Source organism: Holophagales bacterium, assembly GCA_016719485.1.
Classification (GTDB): Bacteria; Acidobacteriota; Thermoanaerobaculia; order UBA5066; family UBA5066; genus UBA5066.
The window spans coordinates 356,479-375,000 of record JADJZB010000004.1 but is presented as its reverse complement, the minus strand read 5'-3'; the positions used below and the strand labels follow the sequence as shown (position 1 = coordinate 375,000).

Genomic DNA, 18,522 nt, shown 5'->3' with positions numbered 1-18,522 from the left:
GCGACGGCGGTGAGGCCGTGTCGCGACAGGGCTTCCAGCACCCGGTCCGGCTCGCCGCCGGGGTCGAGGACGATCGCGGACCGCGTGGCGGCATCGGCCACGATGGCGCAGTTGCAGCCGAGAGGCGCCACGGGGAAGGTCTCCACGAGGACGAGTCCCATCGCGGGCGAGTCTGCCACACGCGTGGGGCGCAGCGGGCCTACACTCCCGCGCGATGAGCACGGTCCGTTTCTCCGACTTCCGTTCCGACACCGTCACGCAGCCGACGCCCGCGATGCGCCGCGCCATGGCCGAGGCCGAGGTCGGGGACGACGTCTACGGCGAGGACCCGACGATCACCCGCCTCGAGGAGAGGACGGCCGAGATCCTCGGCTTCGAGTCTGCCCTGTTCGTGCCGACCGGCTCGATGGGGAACCAGATCGCCCTGCGGGTTCACGGCCGCTCCGGGACGGAGGTGATCGTCGAGGAGCGCAGCCACGTCTTCCACTACGAGATGGGGGCGATGGCCGCGCTCTCCGGCCTCCTCCCGCGCCCGGTCGCCGGGCCCGGCGGCCGAATGCCCGTTGCCGGCATAGAAGCCTGGATCCGTCCGGAGTCGGTCTACTACCTGCCGCGGACGTCGGTCGTCTGCCTCGAGAACACGCACAACTTCGCGGGTGGCACGGTCCTGCCCCGCGCAGCGATCGAGGAGGTCCTCGGCCTTGCGCGGAAGAGAGGCCTCGCCGTCCACCTGGACGGCGCGCGGCTCTGGAACGCGGCCGCCGCCCTCGGGGTGTCGGAAGCCTCGCTCGCGCACGGCCTGGACTCGGTCATGGTCTGCTTCTCGAAGGGGCTCCGGGCGCCGGTCGGAAGCGCTGTCGCCGGCTCGAAGGCGTTCGTCGCCGAGGCCCGGCGCGTGAGGAAGCTCTTCGGTGGCGGGATGCGGCAGGCGGGCGTCCTCGCCGCCGCCGCGCTCGTGGCGCTCGACAAGGAGCGGGCCCGGCTGCCGGAGGACCATGCCCGGCTCGCCAGGCTGGCGCGGGAGCTGGCGGGGATACGGGGCGTCTCGCTGGAACCGGAGGCGTTCCCGACGAACATCCTCATCGCGGACCTCGACCCGCGGGTCTTCGGAACGGCACCGGAGGCGCTCTCCCGCCTGCGCGAGCGGGGCCTCCTCGCCGGGGCTGCGGGTGGGAGCTCCATCCGCCTCGTCACGCACGCCGACGTCGGCGACGCCGACGCCGACCGGTGCGTCGCGGCCTTCCGCGAGATCTCGACCGGGAACTGAAGGCGGGCGACCTCGCCGCGCTCAGGCGGCGGGGACCTTCGCGACCAGTTCGATCTCGACCCGTCCGCCTCCCGGCAGCGCCCCGACCTGGACGGTCGAGCGGGCGGGTCGATGGTCGCCGAAGCGGGCGGCGTAGGCTCCGTTCATCTCGGCGAAGTTGCCCATGTCCGTCAGGAAGACGGTCGTCTTCACGACGTCGGCGAGGCGGCAGCCGGCTCCCGCGAGGATCGCCGTGAGGTTGTCGAAGACGCGGTTCGTCTCCTCGGCGATCGTCCCGGACACGAGCTTCATCGTGGCCGGGTCGAGCGGGACCTGTCCGGCGGTGAATAGGAATCCTCCGGCGACGATCCCCTGGGCGTAGGGACCTATGGCCTTCGGGGCGTTTTCGACGGCGATGGTGCGGATATCGTTCATTTGCTCGGGTCCCAGATGGCGATGTAGGGGAGGTTGCGGTACTTCTCGTCCAGGTCGAGGCCGTAGCCGACGACGAACTCGGGGCCGATCGTGAATCCGAGGAAGTCGACGGGCAGGTCCGCGTTCTCGGGGAGGTCCTTCTTCAGCAGCGCGGCGATCTTCAGGGAGCGCGGCTGGCGCGTCCCGAGGAGGCCGAGGAGCTTGCGGAGCGTCAGGCCCGTGTCGACGATGTCCTCGAAGATGAGGACGTCCCGGCCGGCGATGTCGGACGAGACGTCGCGAACGAGCTCGAAGTTCCCGGTGGAAGCGGTGCCCGAGTACGACCTCACCTGGAGGAAGTCGACGGCCACGGGGGTCGAAAGGCGCTTGAGGAGGTCGGTGAGGAAGAAGACCGAGCCCTTGAGGACTCCCACGGCCAGGATCTCGCGGCCCGCGTAGGCCGAGTCGATCTCCTTTGCCAGCTCGTCCAGCCGGGTCCCGATCTGCTCCTCTGAAATGAGTGTGCGGTCGATCACGGGACGAAACTATAATGCAGGCGCAACTCCGAGAGGTTCAACTTGAGCACGTCGATCGTCGATCTGAAGACCCTCCACGACGCCTATACGAGGCTGACCGAAAAGTTCAAGACCTTCTGGACGTTTCACCAGTTCCTCCAGGGGGTGCACAAGACCTTCTTCGGCGACACGCCGGGCTACCAGATCGACTTCCAGGGGCTCTACGACCAGATCCGATCGGTGACGACGATCCTGAACGTCCAGCCACCGCCCGTCGTCATGGACCAGATCAACCAGCTCGACGGCCGCCTCGACATCGTCTACCGGGCGCTCTCGGCCGACGACGAGAGAATCGCCGCGAGCTGGGTGCGGCGCTTCTTCGAGAAGGTGAGGACGGAGGACGAGAAGCTCCTCCTGGCAATCCTCCGCTTCTACTTCCACTCGCGGCAGGTCTCGCCGGAAGCCCTCGACAAGATGGACTTCCTCGTCACTCTCGTCGGGGCCCGCCGGTCCCTCGACGACGGCCGCTACCTGCCCCGGTTCCCCCAGGAGCTGACGAAGCTCTTCGCGGCGCTCCTCGGGCTCGTCCGCCGTTCACCGGCACCGACGGCGGAGCTGACGGCGGCGGTCAAGGCACTCGGTCTCATCCGCCAGGACATCGACGCGTGCGAGCGTTTCGAGGACCTCACGGAGAAGAAGATCCTCGACAACTTGAGGACGGTCAAGCACAGGCTCGGCCCCGCGTACTACGACCAGAACGTCCTCTCGGCCATCCTGGAGGCGAACCTCGCCGCCAAGAACCGGTTCCAGTCCCTCTACCGGAACGAGGAGAGGCGGATTTTCGAGTCGTCCCAGCACCTCCTCGACATCGAGCGCGAGCTCTCGCGGCGACCCGAGGTCGCGGACGCCGACCTTCGCGAGGAGTTCCGGAGGTTCCGCCAGTTCAAGGACGAGTTCGACAAGAACCGTAACGAGGGGGAGATCCGGCACGGGCAGGTGACGCGCCTCGCCGAGGCAATCGACCAGCTGATGACGAGGCTCGACGTGAGCGGGGACGCCGCCGGCGAGGCCCTCCCGGAGATCCTGCCAGCCCTTGAGGAAGAAGACCTGTCCGAGGCGAAGGAGACGATCAGCGGCTTCTTCCCCGGGCGGGACGCCGTGGCTGCGCCACCCGAGGCGCCGAAAGAGACGCGAAAGCCTCCGGCGTTCCTGACGGACGGCCTCCTGGGGGAGAGCGCCTCCAAGATCCTCTACTCCATCGACATGCTCCGGGGCGGAGCGGGGTCGGGGCAGGCCGCCTACGGCGCCGCGCTCGCACGGTTCCGCCTCGAACCCTGGGAGGTCCGGTCCGCCCGGCGACTCCAGGCGGAGGAGCCTGAAGCGAGCGGGGAAGACGCCGCCAACGACGACCTGTATATCGAAGGGGCGGCCCTGCGTCTCATCGTGGACGACATCGCGACGCGCTTGAAGTCCCCGACCGGCGAGCCGGCCGACGCGGGCGACCTCGACAAGGCGGGCGAATGCCTCGGGCGGGCGCAGGATCTCGATCGCCGTTTCCGTCAGGCCCTCGAGGCGACGGGGCCGGAAGGGCCACCGGAGCGGCTGAACGAGCTGACCCGCTCCCGCTTCCGTCTCCTGCGGGCCTTCTCCGGTCTCTGGCTGCTCCACAACGCCCGCGTCTCGGGCGGAGAGTAGGCTCTCCGGACCGCAGGTCCGCCGAAGCGGTTTGACCCGGGGGTAGGGCGCGCGGAGAATCGGCGCCCGATGTCCGAAGAGACCCAGTACCCAGAGCAAAGCCTCGCCGAGCAGGTCGTCAACCGAAGGGCGTCCCGCGACCGGATCGCCACCCTCGGTCACCCGCTCCACCCGAACCGCTTCCCGGCCACTCACCTCGTCTCGGACGTCGTCGAGCGCTGGGGCGGGAGCGACGCCGCCGGCCTCGAGGCCGAGCCCGAGGCCGCCCGCCACCTCGCCGTGCCGGGCCGGATCATGGCCATCCGGAAGATGGGGAAGGCGGTCTTCCTCGACCTGTCCGACGGGAGGACGCGCGTCCAGGCCTACGTGAGGAAGGACGGCGTGGGCGACGGCGGCTGGGCCCTCCTCGAGAACCTCGACCTCGGGGATCACGTCGGAGTCACGGGAACCGTGTTCCGGACCCGGACGGGAGAGCTCTCGGTGAAGGCCGACGGCCTCGTCTTCCTCGCCAAGTGCCTCCGGCCGCTTCCCGACAAGTGGCACGGGCTGACCGACGTCGAGATCAAGTACCGGCAGCGCTACGTCGACCTGATCGTCTCCGAGGAGACGCGCCGGACGTTCGAGATCCGCGCGCGGGTGGTCTCCTACCTGAGGCGCTTCTTCGACGCCCGCGGCTTCCTCGAGGTCGAGACGCCGATGATGCAGCTCCTCGCGGGGGGCGCCGCGGCGCGGCCGTTCGTGACCCACCACAACGCCCTCGACGTCGACCTCTACCTGCGCATCGCGCCGGAGCTCTACCTCAAGCGGCTGGTGACGGGGGGCTTCCCGAAGGTCTACGAGATCAACCGCAACTTCCGCAACGAGGGGATCTCGACCCAGCACAACCCCGAGTTCACGATGCTCGAGTTCTACACGGCCTATGCCGACGCGCGCGACCAGATGGCGCTCACCGAGGAGTTCCTCGCCGGCGCCGCGAAGGAGATCCTCGGGACGACCCAGCTCGCCTGGGGCGAGGAGACGATCTCCTTCGAGGCGCCGTTCCGGAGGCTCTCGATGAAGGCGGCCGTCGTCGAATACGGCCGGGACGTTCCCGGCGGTGCGATCCGGCCCGAGGAGCTCGAGTCGCTCGCGGGGCTGAAGGCGGCGGCGGTACGCGCGGGCGTCGAGTCGATCGAACGGTTCGGCGACGTTCCGGGGAAGCTCCTCGCCGAGCTCTTCGAGACTCTCGCGGAGCCGCACCTCCTCCAGCCGACCTTCGTCGTCGACTACCCGGCCGAGATCTCGCCTCTCGCCAAGACCCGGCCCGACGACCCGAAGACCGCCGACCGCTTCGAGCTCTTCGTGGGGCGGATGGAGCTGGCGAACGGCTTCTCCGAGCTGAACGACCCCGACGAGCAGGCCGAGAAGTTCCGCGCGCAGGTCGCCGAGAGGGCGAAGGGGGACGACGAGGCGATGCTCTACGACGAGGACTACGTCGAGGCGCTCGCGTACGGGATGCCGCCGACGGCGGGGGAGGGGGTCGGCATCGACCGCCTCGCCATGCTCTTCACGAACTCGCGTTCGATACGCGACGTCATCCTCTTCCCGCTCATGCGGCCGAAGGGGACGGGCCGCTGATCGAGCTCCTCCTCGCCCGCCGCTACCTCCTGGCTTCGCGGCGGGACGCGCAGGTCGGCGTCGTGGCGGCGGCGGCGTTCGTCGGGCTCGTCCTCGGCGTGGCGGCGCTCGTCGTGTCCCTCGCGCTCCTCACGGGATTCCAGACCCACGTCCTCACGAGGCTCGCCGAGGAGGCGCCCCACGTTCTCGTCTCGCCCGCGGGCCGGGCCGACTTCGCGGCCGCCGAAGGGGCTGCCGCGAGGCTCGCCTCCCTGCCGGGGGTCGTCTCGGTCACGCCGGTCGTCCGCGGACGGGGCTGGATCACCGCGCGCGGCCAGGCGGTCCCGGCGATCCTGGCAGGCCGGGACGAAGCCGACGGGATCCGGCTCGACCCGGCGCAGGCCCGGCAGCTCTCGGTCCTCCCGGGAGAGGACGTCTCCATCGTCTCCTCGCGCACCCGGCTGTCGCCGCTCGGACCGGTTCCCGTGACGGTCACTCTCTCCGTGAGGGAGGTCGGGGCGACCGCGACGGGGCGCCGTCAGCCCGAAGCGGTGCTGCCCGCCGAGGCGGCTCGAAGGCTATTCGGCCTTCCGGAGGGAGGCGCGACGGGGTTCGAGCTCCGGCTCGCGGACCCGGCGACGGCGGCGGACCTGGCCTTCCGGGCGCGCGAGACTCTCGGGGCGACGCAGACCGCGACGACGACGTGGCAGGAGGCGAACCGCCCGCTGCTCCTCGCCCTCCGGCTCGAGAGGATCGCCATCTTCGCAACCGTCTTCCTCGTCGTCGTCGTGGCGGGCCTGAACCTGGCGGCGACGTCGGCGGTCCTGGCGGCGACGCGCCGTGGAGACGCGGCCGTCCTGACGGTCCTCGGCGCCTCGCCGGGCGTCCTCTCCCGCGTCTTTCTCCTCGTCGGTCTCCTCCTCGGGGCCGTCGGCACCCTCACCGGCCTCGTACTGGGCACGTCCCTGGCCGTCGTCCTCGACGCAACCCACGCCATCCCTCTCCCGGCCGAGCTCTTCGCGCTCGCGCACGTCCCGTTCCGGCCCGCGCCGCGGGACCTCCTGGCCGTCGGCGCCTTCTCGCTCGCCTGGTCGTTCCTTTCTTCGTTCGCGCCGGCCCGCATGGCCGCGCGCGTCGACGTGACGGAGGCGCTCCGTGCCGGGTGATGCGATTCTCGTCGCCGAATCGCTCGCTCGCGGCTTCGGAGAGGGCGAGGCGCGCCTCGAGCTCTTCTCGGGCCTCTCGCTGACCCTCGAGGCGGGAGAAGCCGTCGCGATCGTCGGCCCCTCGGGCTGCGGCAAGTCGACCCTCCTGCACCTCCTCGCGGGCCTCGATCGCCCCGACGCCGGGCGCGTCGCCGTCGACGGCCGCGACTGGGAGACGCTCGCCCCGGAACCGAAGGCGAAGTGGCGGGGAGAGGCGGTCGGGTTCGTGTTTCAGCTGCACCACCTGCTGCCGGAGCTGACGGCCGAGGAGAACGTCGCATTGCCTCTCTTCCTGGCGGGGATCGGGGACGCCGCCGCGCGCGCGGCCGCCAGAGAGCTCCTCGCGAGGGTCGGCCTCGTTCGCCAGGCCGGGAGCCTTCCCCGGGTCCTGTCCGGTGGAGAACGGCAGCGCGTCGCCATCGCGAGAGCCGTCGTCCGGCGCCCCCGGCTGCTCCTCTGCGACGAGCCGACCGGGAGCCTCGACGCGGCGCACGCAGCGGACGTCCTGGACCTTCTGCTGGGCGCGGCGCGCGAGCGGGCCGGGGCCCTCCTCCTCGTCACCCACGACCCGGGAGTCGCCGGCCGGTGCGGCACCGTTCTGACGCTCTCCCCGGGGGGCCTCACGCCCTCCTGAGCGGCCGGAGCGCTGGCACCCCGTATGCTACGATCCGGAGCCGGTCGAAGTCCGCTTCCCTAGCGGCCTCCGACGAGGTCGAGCCATGTTCGAAAAGTACAACGAGAAAGCCCGCCGCGCCCTCTTTTTCGCCCGGTACGAGGCCTCGAAGCTGGGCTCGAAGGTCATCGAGTCCGAGCACATCCTCCTCGGCATCCTGCGAGAGGGGGAGGATGTCACGCGCGAGATCTTCTCCCGGTTCAACGTGAAGCCGGACGACGTCCGCCGCGAGATCGAGGGGGACCGGGTCTTCGTCGAGCGCGTTTCGTCGTCGCAGGAGCTCCCCCTGTCGGAGGAGTCGAAGAAGATCCTCGCCTACGCCTCGCACGAGGCGGAGTCGATGATGCACCCCTACGTCGGGACGGAGCACCTCCTGATCGGCATCCTCCGCGTCGACCCGTGCGTCGCCTCCCGGCTCCTCGCCGGGCACGGCTTCAACCTCTACGGCGTGCGGGAGGAGGCGATCGCCCTCATCAAGGAGCGCGAGGCCTCCAAGCAGAAGAAGGAGCTCCCGTTCCTGGCCGAGTACGCGCGCGACCTGACGGCGCTCGCCGCCCAGGGGACCTTCGACCCGCTCGTGGGGCGTGACAAGGAAGTCGAGCGGATCATCCAGATCCTCTCGCGCCGGACGAAGAACAACCCGATCCTCCTCGGCGAGCCCGGCGTCGGGAAGACGGCCATCGTGGAGGGGCTCGCCCAGCGGATCATCGAGGGGGCGGTCCCGCTCTTCCTGGCGAACAAGAAGATCCTCGCGATGGACCTCTCCCTCATCGTGGCCGGGACGAAGTACCGCGGCCAGTTCGAGGAGCGCCTGAAGGGCATCCTGAAGGAGCTCCGGGAAAACCAGGACCTCATCATCTTCATCGACGAGATCCACTCCCTCATCGGGGCGGGGTCGGCCGAGGGGTCTCTCGACGCGGCGAACATCCTCAAGCCGGCGCTCTCGCGGGGCGAGATCGCCTGCATCGGCGCCACGACGATGAAGGAGTACCGCAAGTACATCGAGAAGGACCGGTCGCTCCTCCGGCGGTTCCAGGCCGTCACCGTGAACCCGCCGGACGAGGAGGAGACCCTCCAGATCCTCGAGGGAATCCGCGAGCGCTACGAGCGGTTCCACCGGGTCCGCTACTCGCCCGACGCCGTGAAGGCCGCGGTCTACCAGTCGAGCCGCTACATCCCCGACCGCTTCTTCCCCGACAAGGCGATCGACCTCCTCGACGAGGCCGGCGCCAAGGTCAAGCTGCGGATGACGGCGGACACCCAGAACCTGCGCCGGCTCGAGAACGAGGCCCGCCAGATCGTCAAGGAGATGAAGAAGGCGATCTCCGAGAAGGACTTCGAACGCGCGGTCTCGCTCCGCGAGCGCGAGGTCGAGATCAAGGAGGAGATCGAGCGGACGCGCGGCGCGCAGCTCGACGAGAGCTCCTTCGTCGAGGTCGTCCGCGGAGACATCGAGGAGATCATCGCGAGCTGGACCGGGATCCCGGTCACGTCGATCCAGGTCGAGGAGGCCGAGAAGCTCCTCAACATGGAGGCGACGCTCAAGAAGCGCGTCATCGGCCAGGACCGGGCCATCGACTCCATCTCCAGGGCCATCCGGCGCTCCCGCCTCGGCGTCAAGAACCCGAACCGTCCGATGGGGTCCTTCATCTTCCTGGGGCCATCGGGCGTCGGGAAGACCGAGGTCGCCCGCCGCATCGCGGAGTTCCTGTTCGACCACCAGAAGTCGCTCGTCCGCTTCGACATGTCGGAGTACATGGAGAAGCACGCGGTGTCCAAGCTCATCGGCTCTCCGCCAGGCTACGTCGGGCACGAGGAAGGCGGGCAGCTCACGGAGCGCATCCGCAGGCAGCCCTACTCCGTCATCCTCCTCGACGAGATCGAGAAGGCCCACCCCGACATCGCGAACCTCCTCCTGCAGATACTGGAGGACGGCCAGCTGACCGACGCCTACGGGAACACGGTCGACTTCAAGAACACGCTCATCATCATGACGTCCAACATCGGGACGAAGTTCCTGGTCAACCAGGCGCGGGTGGGCTTCGGCGACGGCAAGAACGCCCCTCCGGCGCGCGAGGTCGAGGAGATGGTCCTCAAGGAGCTCCGGCGGGAGTTCTCGCCCGAGTTCACGAACCGGCTCGACGAGGTCATCGTCTTCAACCCGCTCTCGACGGAGAACCTCAGGGCGATCTGCCGTCTCCTGCTCGACGACGTTGCTGAGACGCTGAAGCATCGCGGCCTCGAGCTCGTGGCAGACCAGATGGCCGTGGACTGGCTCCTCTCGATGTCGGGGCAGGACGCCCACTCGGGAGCACGGCCGCTCAGGCGGACGATCCAGCGACACGTGGAGGATGCGGTATCCGAATTGCTTATCGGCGCCCGGGAGCAGCTCGAGTGCCTCGAAGTGACAGTGATCGACAACGACCTGAAGGTTCTCGTCCGCTCGTCGGCTGCGGTTGTGCCCGGGCGGCAAGGCACGTGACGGGAGACCCCGTCCTGGCCGAGCCGACCCGGCCCGGGCCGGCTCCGGCCATCGGCTCTGCGTCGTCCTGCCGCCTCCGAACCGCCGTTCTGGCGCTGGCGGGCCTGCTCGCCTTCGCGGGAACGGCCCTCGCGCAGACTGACCCTACCCCGACTCCGGCTCCCACGCCGCCACCGGCCACGCTCGATCTGAGGCCGGGCGGGCTCGCGCCGTCGGCGTCGCCCCTCGCCGGGGCCCTCCCGTCCACCCCCACCCTGAACGCCGCCGCCGGCGCCTCGGAGGGGATCGTCGAGATCGTCGTCCGGGGTGGCAAGACCGTCACTGCCGAGACCATCGGCTTCTACCTCGGCGTGAAGGTCGGTGACCCGTACGACACCGAACGGATCCGCCGCTCGTTCCAGAAGCTCTGGGATTCGGGCCTTTTCGAGGATCTGAGCATCGAGAAGGAACAGGCGCCCGGGGGGGTGAGACTCGTCGCCGTCGTCGTGGAGCGGCCGCGGGTCGACGACCTGGAGTTTCGCGGCAACAAGAAACTGACGACTTCCCAGCTCAAGGACAAGCTGAAGGAAGGGAAGGTCGAGATCCGGGTCGGCGCGCCCGTCTCCCTCCGTGACGTCTCGAAGGGGAAGTCCGTCCTCATCGACGCGTACCGCGCCGAGGGCTTCCGGTCCGCGGTCGTCGATACGGCCATCGAGCCGATGGGCGACAACGGGCGCCGCGTGGTCTTCCTCGTCGACGAGGGCGACAAGATCAAGATCGAATCGATCGACTTCACCGGGAACACCGTCATCTCGAACGGCCGCCTCTCCCGCGCGATGAAGAAGACCCGGGAGTCGAACTTCTACCAGTTCTGGGACTCGAAGGACGTCTACAACCAGACGAGCTACGAGGAAGACATCGAGTCGATCAAGACGGTCTACCAGAACGCCGGCTACAAGGACGTCGTCGTCAAGGACCCGCTGATCGAGACGTTCGTCGTCAATCCTCAGGAGAAGCGCCCGGACAAGGTCAAGAGGCGCGCGAGGATCCAGATTCCCCTCGTGGAGGGAGAGCGGTACTACTTCGGCGACCTGAAGATCGAGGGTACGACCGTCTTTCCGCCCGAACGTCTCCTCAGGTTCTTCAACTGGGAGGCGGGCAAGCCGCTCAACCGCGCCGTCCTCGTGGACGGGATGAAGACGCTCGACGAGATCTACCGGGGCCGGGGCTACATCTACGCCTTCATGAATCCCGAGTACGTCGAACGGCCGGGCAAGGGGAACCTCGTCGACGTCACGGTCCGCGTCACGGAGGGCGACCAGTTCCGGGTCGGGCGGGTCGAGTTCACGGGGAACAAGACGACGAAGGACAAGGTCCTGAGGCGGGAGCTTCAGCTCTTCGAGGGCGACGTCCTCGACATGGAGTCGTTCAAGAAGGGGCTCTTCAAGATCACGCAGCTCGGCTACTTCAAGATCGAGGAGGACCCGGAGTTCCGGGTGGACGCGGAGAAGAAAGCCGTCGACGTCACGATCAAGGGGCTCGACACGAACCGGAACGAGATCCAGTTCGGTGCCGGCTACTCCCAGCTCGACGGGATCTTCGGGCAGTTCCAGTTCTCCACGCGCAATTTCCTGGGCCGCGGCGACACCATCGGTATCCAGTTCCAGCGCGGCGGCTACTCGAACTACTTCGACCTGTCGTTCGTCGAGCCGTGGTTCCTCGACAAGCGGATGTCGATCGGCGGGTCCATCTTCAACCGCTCCCTCGAATACGCGGACGTCGACCAGCAGTCCAAGGGTCTCAACGCCTCGCTCGGTCTCGGGCTGGGCCTCTTCGACGGGCTCTCGTTCTTCTACAGCTACACCGACACGAAGAGCCGCTACGAGGTCTTCCCGGCGCCGCCGCCGCCCGGATCGGGCATCCCGCCCGCCGCCTACGCCGATTACATCGGGCGGACGTCTGCCGTGGCGCCGGGGTACCGGTACGACAGCCGGAACGACCCGTTCGACCCGACGCGCGGACGGCGTTTCGGCCTGTCGATGACCGTGGCCGGCGGAGTCCTGGGGGGCGACTTCTCGTACGTCAAGCCGGTCGGCAACGGGACCATCTACTACAACGTCAACCGCAAGTCGCACCTGGCCGTGAACGTGGAAGGCGGGCTCGTCCGGCCCTACGACGGCCAGCCCATCCCCATCTTCGAGCGCTTCCGGATCGGCGGCGACCGTTCTGTCCGCGGGTTCGGGTACGGGTCGATCTACCCGCTCGACGAGAACGACCAGGCTTTCTTCAACGAGCAGGGGGCCCTCCTCGGAGGCGACCGGTACCTCGTCATGAACCTGGAAGCGGTCTACTACGTCGCCGGACCGCTGAAGTTCGTCCTCTTCTTCGACGCGGGGAACGCCTGGCTCGAGGGCCAGACGTTCAACCCGTTCAAGATGCGCGCCTCCGCGGGCGTCGAGCTCCGGATGTTCCTGCCGATCTTCCAGGCGCCGCTGCGCTTCATCTACGGCATCAACCTGGACCCGAAGACCATCAGGGGCCAGAACGGCGTTCCCCTGGCGGGCGGGCAGGAGAAGCGCAGCGACTTCCAGTTCTCTATCGGGACGACCTTCTAGAGGGGGCACCCGGACCGCCGGGTTCCCCCTCTACCCCCTCCACGCGGGAAGGCAGCTCGCTGCGCTCGCTTGGAATGATCGGGGGCACCCGGACCGCCGGGTTCCCCCGTGAGTCCCGGCCGGCCCCCCCGCGAGGGCCACGTACAGTAGAATCGCGCGCCCGCCGGAGGGTCTCCGGCAGCGCCAGTCACGAAAAAAGGAGTCACGTAGATGATCGGGAACCGGTTGATCGTCGCGGGCGCGGTCGCTGCGGCCGCTCTGCTCGCCCTCCCTGCCACGGCCCAGAAGGTGGGCGTCATCGAAGTCCAGCGCATCGTCCAGGAGTCTGCCGTCGGCAAGGAGAGCCTCGCCCGGATCCAGAAGATCCAGTCGGCCAAGCAGGAAGACCTCGTGAAGCGCCAGACCGACCTGCGGGACCTCGAGAAGAAGATCCAGGACCAGGGCAAGTCGCTTTCCGAAGAGGCCATGGAGAAGATCCAGAAGGACTACCAGGCCAAGGCTCTGGACCTCAAGCGCTTCCAGGACGACGCCCAGCGCGAGCTCGAGGAGCTCCAGCGCAAGGAGCTCGGCGAGCTCGAGCGCAGGGTCCTCCCGGTCATCGAGGCGGTCTCGAAGGAGCTGGGCTACAGCCTCGTCTTCAACAAGTTCCAGAGCGGCCTGCTCCATGCGGACCCGGGCGTCGACATCACCGACGCCGTGATCCAGAAGTTCAACACCGCGATCGCGGCGGCCCCGAAGACCGACGCCAAGCCGGCCCCGGCGGCGGCGGCCCCGGCTCCGAAAAAGTAAGAGGCGGATGGCGAGACTTCCCGCAGCGGCGCCCGTGGCCGAGCTGGCCTCCGTCTGCGGGGGGAGCCTCGTCGGGGACGGGTCTTCCGTCGTCGAGGGTGTGAGGTCGCTCGAGAGGGCGGGGCCTCGCGATCTGTCCTTCGTCGCAGACTCCCGGGCCGAGGCGGCAGCCGTCGCTTCGGCCGCCGGGGTGATTCTCGCGAAATCGGCCGGTCCGTTCCCGGGCCGCACGGTCATCGAGGTCTCCGACCCCTCCGCGGCACTCGCCGCGATCCTGGCGAGCGCGTTCCCGCGACGGTCGGCTCGGTCCGGCGTCCACCCGACGGCGATCGTCGAAGCGGGGGCCCGCGTCGATCCCCGGGCCGAGGTCGGCCCGTACGCGATCGTCGGCGAAGGCTCGGAAGTCGGGGAGGGCGCGATCCTCGAGGCGCACGTCGTGGTCGGCCGGAACTGCCGGATCGCCGCCGGTGCGTGGCTCCACCCGCACGTCGTCCTCTACGACGACGTGTCCGTGGGACCCCGTGCGGAGGTCCACTCGGGAGCCGTCCTCGGCGCAGACGGCTTCGGGTACGCCCCCGGCGCGGCCGGGCTCCGGAAGGTCCCGCAGGTCGGAGGCGTCGAGATCGGCGCCGACGCCGAGATCGGCGCGAATACCTGCGTCGACCGGGCCACGCTCGAGATGACGCGAGTGGGCGACGGCACCAAGGTCGACGACCTCGTCATGATCGGCCACAACTGCGACGTCGGCCGGCACGTCGTTCTCTGCGGGCAGACGGGCCTCGCGGGCTCGACGACGGTCGGTGACCAGACGGTCCTCGGCGGGCAGGTCGGTGTCGGCGGCCACTTGCGCATCGGGCGGGGCGTGAAGGCCGGGGGGCAGACGGGCATCAGCTCGGACGTCCCCGACGGCGCGTCGATCTACGGCCGGCCCCACCTGCCATACAAGGATGCCCTGCGCGTGCAGGTGGAGCTCAAGCGCCTTCCCGAGACGGCCAGGATCGTGCGCGAGCTGGCGAAGGCGGCCAAGGGGGACGAGGTGAAGGGATGAGCTCGGAGCCGGGCGCGACCGCACTCGGGATACGCGACATCCTGCGGGTCCTCCCTCACAGGTATCCCTTCCTCCTCGTCGACCGGATCCTGGAAGTCGAACCGGGGAAGAAGGTCGTCGGCCTGAAGAACGTGACGTTCAACGAGGAGTTTTTCCAGGGACACTTTCCCGGAAACCCGGTCATGCCGGGTGTTCTCCTCATCGAGGCGATGGCCCAGGTCGGGGCCTTCATGTTGATCGCCGCGACCGACGACCCGTCCCGGAGGCAGCTGCGGCTCGCGGGCCTCGACGCCGTGAGGTTCCGGCGTCCTGTCGTCCCTGGAGACCAGATCCTCTTCACCGTCGAGTTCGTCGCGGCGAAGAAGTCCATCGTCAAGGTCCGCGGTGAGGCGCGCGTGGACGGGCACCTCTGCGCCGAGGCGGAGATCCTGAGCATGATCCAGGACTGCGGGCCCGAGGAGCGAGGCTGAATGTCTATCCACGCCACTGCGGTCGTTCACGATTCCGCGCTGGTTCACCCGGACGCCCAGATCGGCCCGTACGCCGTCATCGGGGAGTCGGTGGTCATCGGGGCGGGCACCGTCGTCGGGGCGCACGCCATCGTCGACGGGCCGACCGTCCTCGGTGAAGGCAACGTCGTCCACCCGCACGTCGCCCTGGGCGGGCCTCCGCAGGACCTGAAGTACGCCGGGGAACCGACCCGACTCGTCGTCGGAAGCCGCAACGTCTTCCGCGAGTTCATGACCGCCCACCGCGGCACGGTGACGGGCCACGGCGAGACCGTCATCGGCGACGACAACCTCTTCATGGCCTACTCGCACGTTGCCCACGACTGCGTCGTCGGGAGCCGCACCGTCTTCGCGAACTCGGCGTCCCTCTCCGGGCACGTCGTCGTCGAGGACGACGTCGTTCTCGGCGGGTTCGTCGCCGTGAGGCAGTTCTGCCGCGTCGGGCGATTCGCCTACGTCGGTGGCATGACGCCGGTGAACAAGGACGTCCTGCCCTTCACCTGGACGTCGAGCGACCGCGACACGAAGGCCTACAAGATCAACGGTGTCGGCCTCTCCCGAAAGGGCTACTCGGCCGAGCGGGTCGCCTCCCTCCAGAAGGCCTATCGGCTCCTCCACCGGAACCGGCACGATCACGTCGCCGCGCTGACGGCCCTCGACGCGCTCGCCGAGACCGCGCCGGACGTGCGGGTCCTGCTCGACTTCATCACGAGCTCGAAGGCCGGCATTCACGGGGCGTGATGGACAGGGGAAACCCGGACCGCCGGGTTTCCCCCGTACCCCCTTCCGCGCGGTGAGGCGGCTCGCTTCGCTCGCGTGAAGTGAGCAGGGAAACCCGGACCGCCGGGGGAGCCGGGGGTGGGGTCCCGGCGAGTCCCGTACCCCCCTTCGCGCGGTGAGGCGCGTCGCTCGGCTCGAGTGAAGCGAATGGGAATCCCGTACTCCGCCGAGCTGGACGACCGATTCGTCGAATAGTAGAAAAACAAGACCTGACCCCGAGTGGGCGAGACCTGACCCCGCGGGTGAATCGCCGGGGATCCGAGCGGGCGAGAGGGGTGTCCCGCGAGCGACACGTGAGCACGTGCGGGGCCCCGCACGGCTCCGCGAGCAGGCCGCTGGACCAGGCGAGCGCGCGCGTGCAACGAGCGGAGCGAGGCGTTCGCGCTCGCCCCGGCGGCCCGCGCAGTGGAGCCGATGCGGGTCGCACGCGCGCAGCAGTCGCCGTGGGACGTCCCTCCCGCCCGCGACTCGTGCGGCACGGTGAAGAGGAATGGTCAGTTCTCCCGTTATCCCGTTATCCCGTTATCCCGTTATCCCGTTATCCCGTTATCCCGTTATCCCGTGCTCCCAGCGATTCACGGTTTCTCGCGGCTCGCTGCGACGAGAAAAGGGGCCGCTTGCGCGGCCCCTCGGGGTTTCCCAAAAGCTTCCTGGGGTTTTCAGTCGGCGTCGGCGTCGGCCTTGTGCAGCAGCTTGGCGCGCTCGGCGATGAGCTTCTCCTGCAGGGGCCTCGGCAGCTCCTCGTAGTGGGAGAGCTCCATCGTGAAGGAGCCGCGGCCCTGGGTGAGGGAGCGCAGGACGGCGGAGTAGGCGAGCATCTCGGAGAGCGGGACCTCGGCCTTGACCACCGCGTCGTCGCCGATCTGGTCCATGCCCGAGGGGCGGCCGCGGCGGCTCGTCAGGTCGCCCATGAGGTCGCCCATGTACTCCTGGGGCGCCCGGACGCCGACCTTCATGATCGGCTCGAGGATCGTCGGTTTCGCCTTCTCCATCGCATCCTTGTAGGCGAGGGAGCCGGCGATCTTGAAGGCCATTTCCGACGAGTCGACGTCGTGGTACTGGCCGTCGAAGAGCTCGACGCGGAAGTCGACCATCGGGTAGCCGGCGAGGTAGCCCTTCTTCCGGGTGTCCTGGATTCCCTTCTCGACGGCGGGAATGTAGTTCCTCGGGATCGAGCCGCCGAAGATGTCGTCCACGAACTCGAAATCGGAGCCGCGGGGGAGCGGCTTGACGCGGATCTTGCAGTCGGCGAACTGCCCGTGGCCGCCCGTCTGCTTCTTGTGGCGTCCGTGCGCCTCGGCGGCCCGCGTGATCGTCTCGCGGTAGGGGACCTTCGGCGGGTGGAGGATGACCTCGACGTTCGACTTCCGCTTCATGCGGGCGACGGCGATCTCGACGTGGAGCTGGCCGGCGCCCGAGAGGAGAAGCTCGCTGGTGTCGGCGTCGCGGTGGAACTTCAGGGACGGGTCTTCCTCGGTGAGCTTGGCCAGGGCGATGGAGATCTTGTCCTCGTCCCCCTTCGACTTGGGCTCGATGGAGAAGGAGATCGCCGGCTCGGGGACCTCGACGGCGGGGAAGCGGTACGGCTTCTCCTTGGCGGAGAGCGTGTCGCCCGTGAGGGTCTCCTTGAGCTTGGCGATGACGCCGATGTCCCCGGCCGGGACCTCGGGAACGGGGTTCAGCTGCTTGCCGAGCGGCGAGAAGACCGGGCCGAAGCGCTCCGGCAGCTCGCGGTTCACGTTCCAGTAGGTGCCGTCGGCCTTGATCGTGCCGGAGTGGACGCGGAAGAGGGTCAGGCGGCCCGTGAAGGGGTCGGAGATCGTCTTGAAGACGATCGCGGCCACGGGGCCGTTCGGGTCGCACGCGAGCACGTCGGTCTTGCCGTCTTTTCCGATGGCGGCGGCGGGGAAGGAGTCTGCACCGGGAAGGAGGTCGACGATCTCGTCGAGGATCTTCTCGACGCCCCGCTCGTGGTCGCCGGCGGCGGCGAAGAGTACCGGCACGATCTTCCGTTCGCGGATGGAGTTGCGAAGGGCCGGGAGCATCTGTTCCTCGGTCAGGTTGCCCTGGCTGAAGAAGGTCTCCATGAGGGAGTCGTCCCCCTCGGCGACCATCTCGACGAGCGCCTCGTGCAGCGTCGCCGCGTCCTCGGCGAACTCCTGGGGAATGGGCCCCTCGATGGTCTTGCCGGTGTCGTCGGTGAGGAAGCCCTTCATCCCGATCAGGTCGATCGCACCCCGGAAGCCCTTTTCCTTTCCGATGGCTGCCTCGACGCAGACGCAGGAGCGGCCGAACTTCTTCTGGATCTGGTCCATCACCCGGCCGCCGTCCGCATTCTCGCGGTCCATCCGGTTGACGACGATCATCTTCGGCAGGCCGAACTCCTCGGCGACCTGCCACGCCTTCTCGGTCTGGACCTCGACGCCGGCGACGGCGTCGACGACGATGAGCGCCGCGTCGGCGGCGCGCATGGCGCAGATCATCTCCGACGTGAAGATGCCGTAGCCGGGCGTGTCGATCAGGTTGATCTTGTTCTTCTTCCACTCGAGGGCCGCCACGGCCAGCCCGATCGATATCTTCCGTTCGATCTCCTCCGGGTCGAAATCGGTCGGCGCCGAGCCGTCGTCGACGCGACCGAAGCGGTTGACAGCGCCCGCCTCGTGGAGGAGCGCCGAGACGAGAGTGGTCTTCCCGACGCCGTTGTGGCCGGCGACGGCCACGTTTCGAATGGCGGATGCGGGGTACTGTTTCATGCTGAATCCCCTTCGGCGAGGTCTCTCGAAAGCCCCGCATTATAGGTATCGAAGGCGCTTCCCCGAAGCGGCGTCTTCATTTCCGGCGACGGGGCAGGGAGGAATCGGAAGAGCCCGGCGAGGGGCGCGTTGACACCCTCTTTCGCCCAGACCTAAACTGCGCGATACCGGGGGAAACCCGGCATCTCATTGCCGCAGTCGCGAACGGGAGGACCTCTGCCGA

15 protein-coding genes (1 of these 15 only partly in view) are annotated in these 18,522 nt (G+C 68.7%); 11 read left to right on the top strand and 4 right to left on the bottom strand.

Annotation, left to right across the window (positions count from 1 at the left end):
- A protein-coding gene (locus IPN03_04570) for an MBL fold metallo-hydrolase (GenBank protein MBK9373003.1) crosses the window boundary here: on the bottom strand, positions 1–161 show its 5' portion. Its footprint begins 499 nt before the window's first position; only the first 161 of its 660 coding nucleotides appear in the window; its start codon is at positions 159–161; its stop codon lies beyond the left edge, outside the window.
- Positions 162–214: 53 nt separating this feature from the next.
- On the opposite strand from IPN03_04570, the gene IPN03_04565 reads away from it, so the two are divergent.
- A complete protein-coding gene (locus tag IPN03_04565; protein ID MBK9373002.1) occupies positions 215–1,267 on the top strand; it encodes an aminotransferase class I/II-fold pyridoxal phosphate-dependent enzyme in 1,053 nt (350 codons plus the stop codon).
- 21 nt (positions 1,268–1,288) lie between these two features.
- Here IPN03_04565 and IPN03_04560 read toward each other — a convergent pair whose 3' ends face one another.
- Positions 1,289–1,681: a RidA family protein gene (locus tag IPN03_04560; protein ID MBK9373001.1), complete on the bottom strand. Its 393-nt coding sequence runs from the start codon at positions 1,679–1,681 to the stop codon at positions 1,289–1,291.
- Positions 1,678–2,196, bottom strand: a complete 519-nt coding sequence (gene hpt / locus IPN03_04555; protein MBK9373000.1) for a hypoxanthine phosphoribosyltransferase — start codon at positions 2,194–2,196, stop codon at positions 1,678–1,680. Before hpt ends, IPN03_04560 begins: the two co-directional genes overlap by 4 nt.
- A 42-nt stretch (positions 2,197–2,238) precedes the next feature.
- Between hpt and IPN03_04550 the strand changes: the two genes are divergently transcribed.
- The 10 genes from IPN03_04550 to lpxA all read left to right on the top strand — a co-directional run bounded on the left by IPN03_04550 (position 2,239) and on the right by lpxA (position 15,507).
- Complete coding sequence (locus IPN03_04550; protein MBK9372999.1) at positions 2,239–3,870, top strand: hypothetical protein; 1,632 nt, start codon at positions 2,239–2,241, stop codon at positions 3,868–3,870.
- 69 nt (positions 3,871–3,939) lie between these two features.
- Positions 3,940–5,487: a lysine--tRNA ligase gene (gene lysS, locus IPN03_04545; protein ID MBK9372998.1), complete on the top strand. Its 1,548-nt coding sequence runs from the start codon at positions 3,940–3,942 to the stop codon at positions 5,485–5,487.
- 62 nt (positions 5,488–5,549) lie between these two features.
- Complete coding sequence (locus tag IPN03_04540; protein ID MBK9372997.1) at positions 5,550–6,632, top strand: ABC transporter permease; 1,083 nt, start codon at positions 5,550–5,552, stop codon at positions 6,630–6,632.
- Positions 6,622–7,305, top strand: coding sequence for an ABC transporter ATP-binding protein (locus IPN03_04535; GenBank protein ID MBK9372996.1), 684 nt, complete (start codon positions 6,622–6,624; stop codon positions 7,303–7,305). The genes IPN03_04540 and IPN03_04535 overlap by 11 nt, the downstream gene beginning before the upstream one ends.
- Positions 7,306–7,390: 85 nt before the next feature.
- Positions 7,391–9,826, top strand: coding sequence for an ATP-dependent Clp protease ATP-binding subunit (locus tag IPN03_04530; GenBank protein ID MBK9372995.1), 2,436 nt, complete (start codon positions 7,391–7,393; stop codon positions 9,824–9,826).
- Positions 9,823–12,420, top strand: coding sequence for an outer membrane protein assembly factor BamA (gene bamA / locus IPN03_04525; GenBank protein MBK9372994.1), 2,598 nt, complete (start codon positions 9,823–9,825; stop codon positions 12,418–12,420). Before IPN03_04530 ends, bamA begins: the two co-directional genes overlap by 4 nt.
- Before the next feature lie 210 nt (positions 12,421–12,630).
- A complete protein-coding gene (locus IPN03_04520) occupies positions 12,631–13,209 on the top strand; it encodes an OmpH family outer membrane protein (protein ID MBK9372993.1) in 579 nt (192 codons plus the stop codon).
- Between the two features lie 7 nt (positions 13,210–13,216).
- On the top strand, positions 13,217–14,257 hold the full coding sequence (gene lpxD, locus IPN03_04515; GenBank protein MBK9372992.1) for a UDP-3-O-(3-hydroxymyristoyl)glucosamine N-acyltransferase: 1,041 nt from the start codon (positions 13,217–13,219) through the stop codon (positions 14,255–14,257).
- Entirely contained in the window at positions 14,254–14,727 is a 474-nt protein-coding gene (gene fabZ / locus IPN03_04510) for a 3-hydroxyacyl-ACP dehydratase FabZ (protein ID MBK9372991.1), read from the top strand. Before lpxD ends, fabZ begins: the two co-directional genes overlap by 4 nt.
- Positions 14,728–15,507 (top strand): acyl-ACP--UDP-N-acetylglucosamine O-acyltransferase, encoded by a 780-nt coding sequence (lpxA, locus tag IPN03_04505; protein MBK9372990.1) that lies wholly within the window; start codon positions 14,728–14,730, stop codon positions 15,505–15,507. It begins immediately after the preceding gene.
- A gap of 698 nt (positions 15,508–16,205) precedes the next feature.
- On the opposite strand, the gene fusA is transcribed toward lpxA, so the two are convergent.
- On the bottom strand, positions 16,206–18,299 hold the full coding sequence (gene fusA / locus IPN03_04500; protein MBK9372989.1) for an elongation factor G: 2,094 nt from the start codon (positions 18,297–18,299) through the stop codon (positions 16,206–16,208).
- Positions 18,300–18,522: the final 223 nt, after the last annotated feature.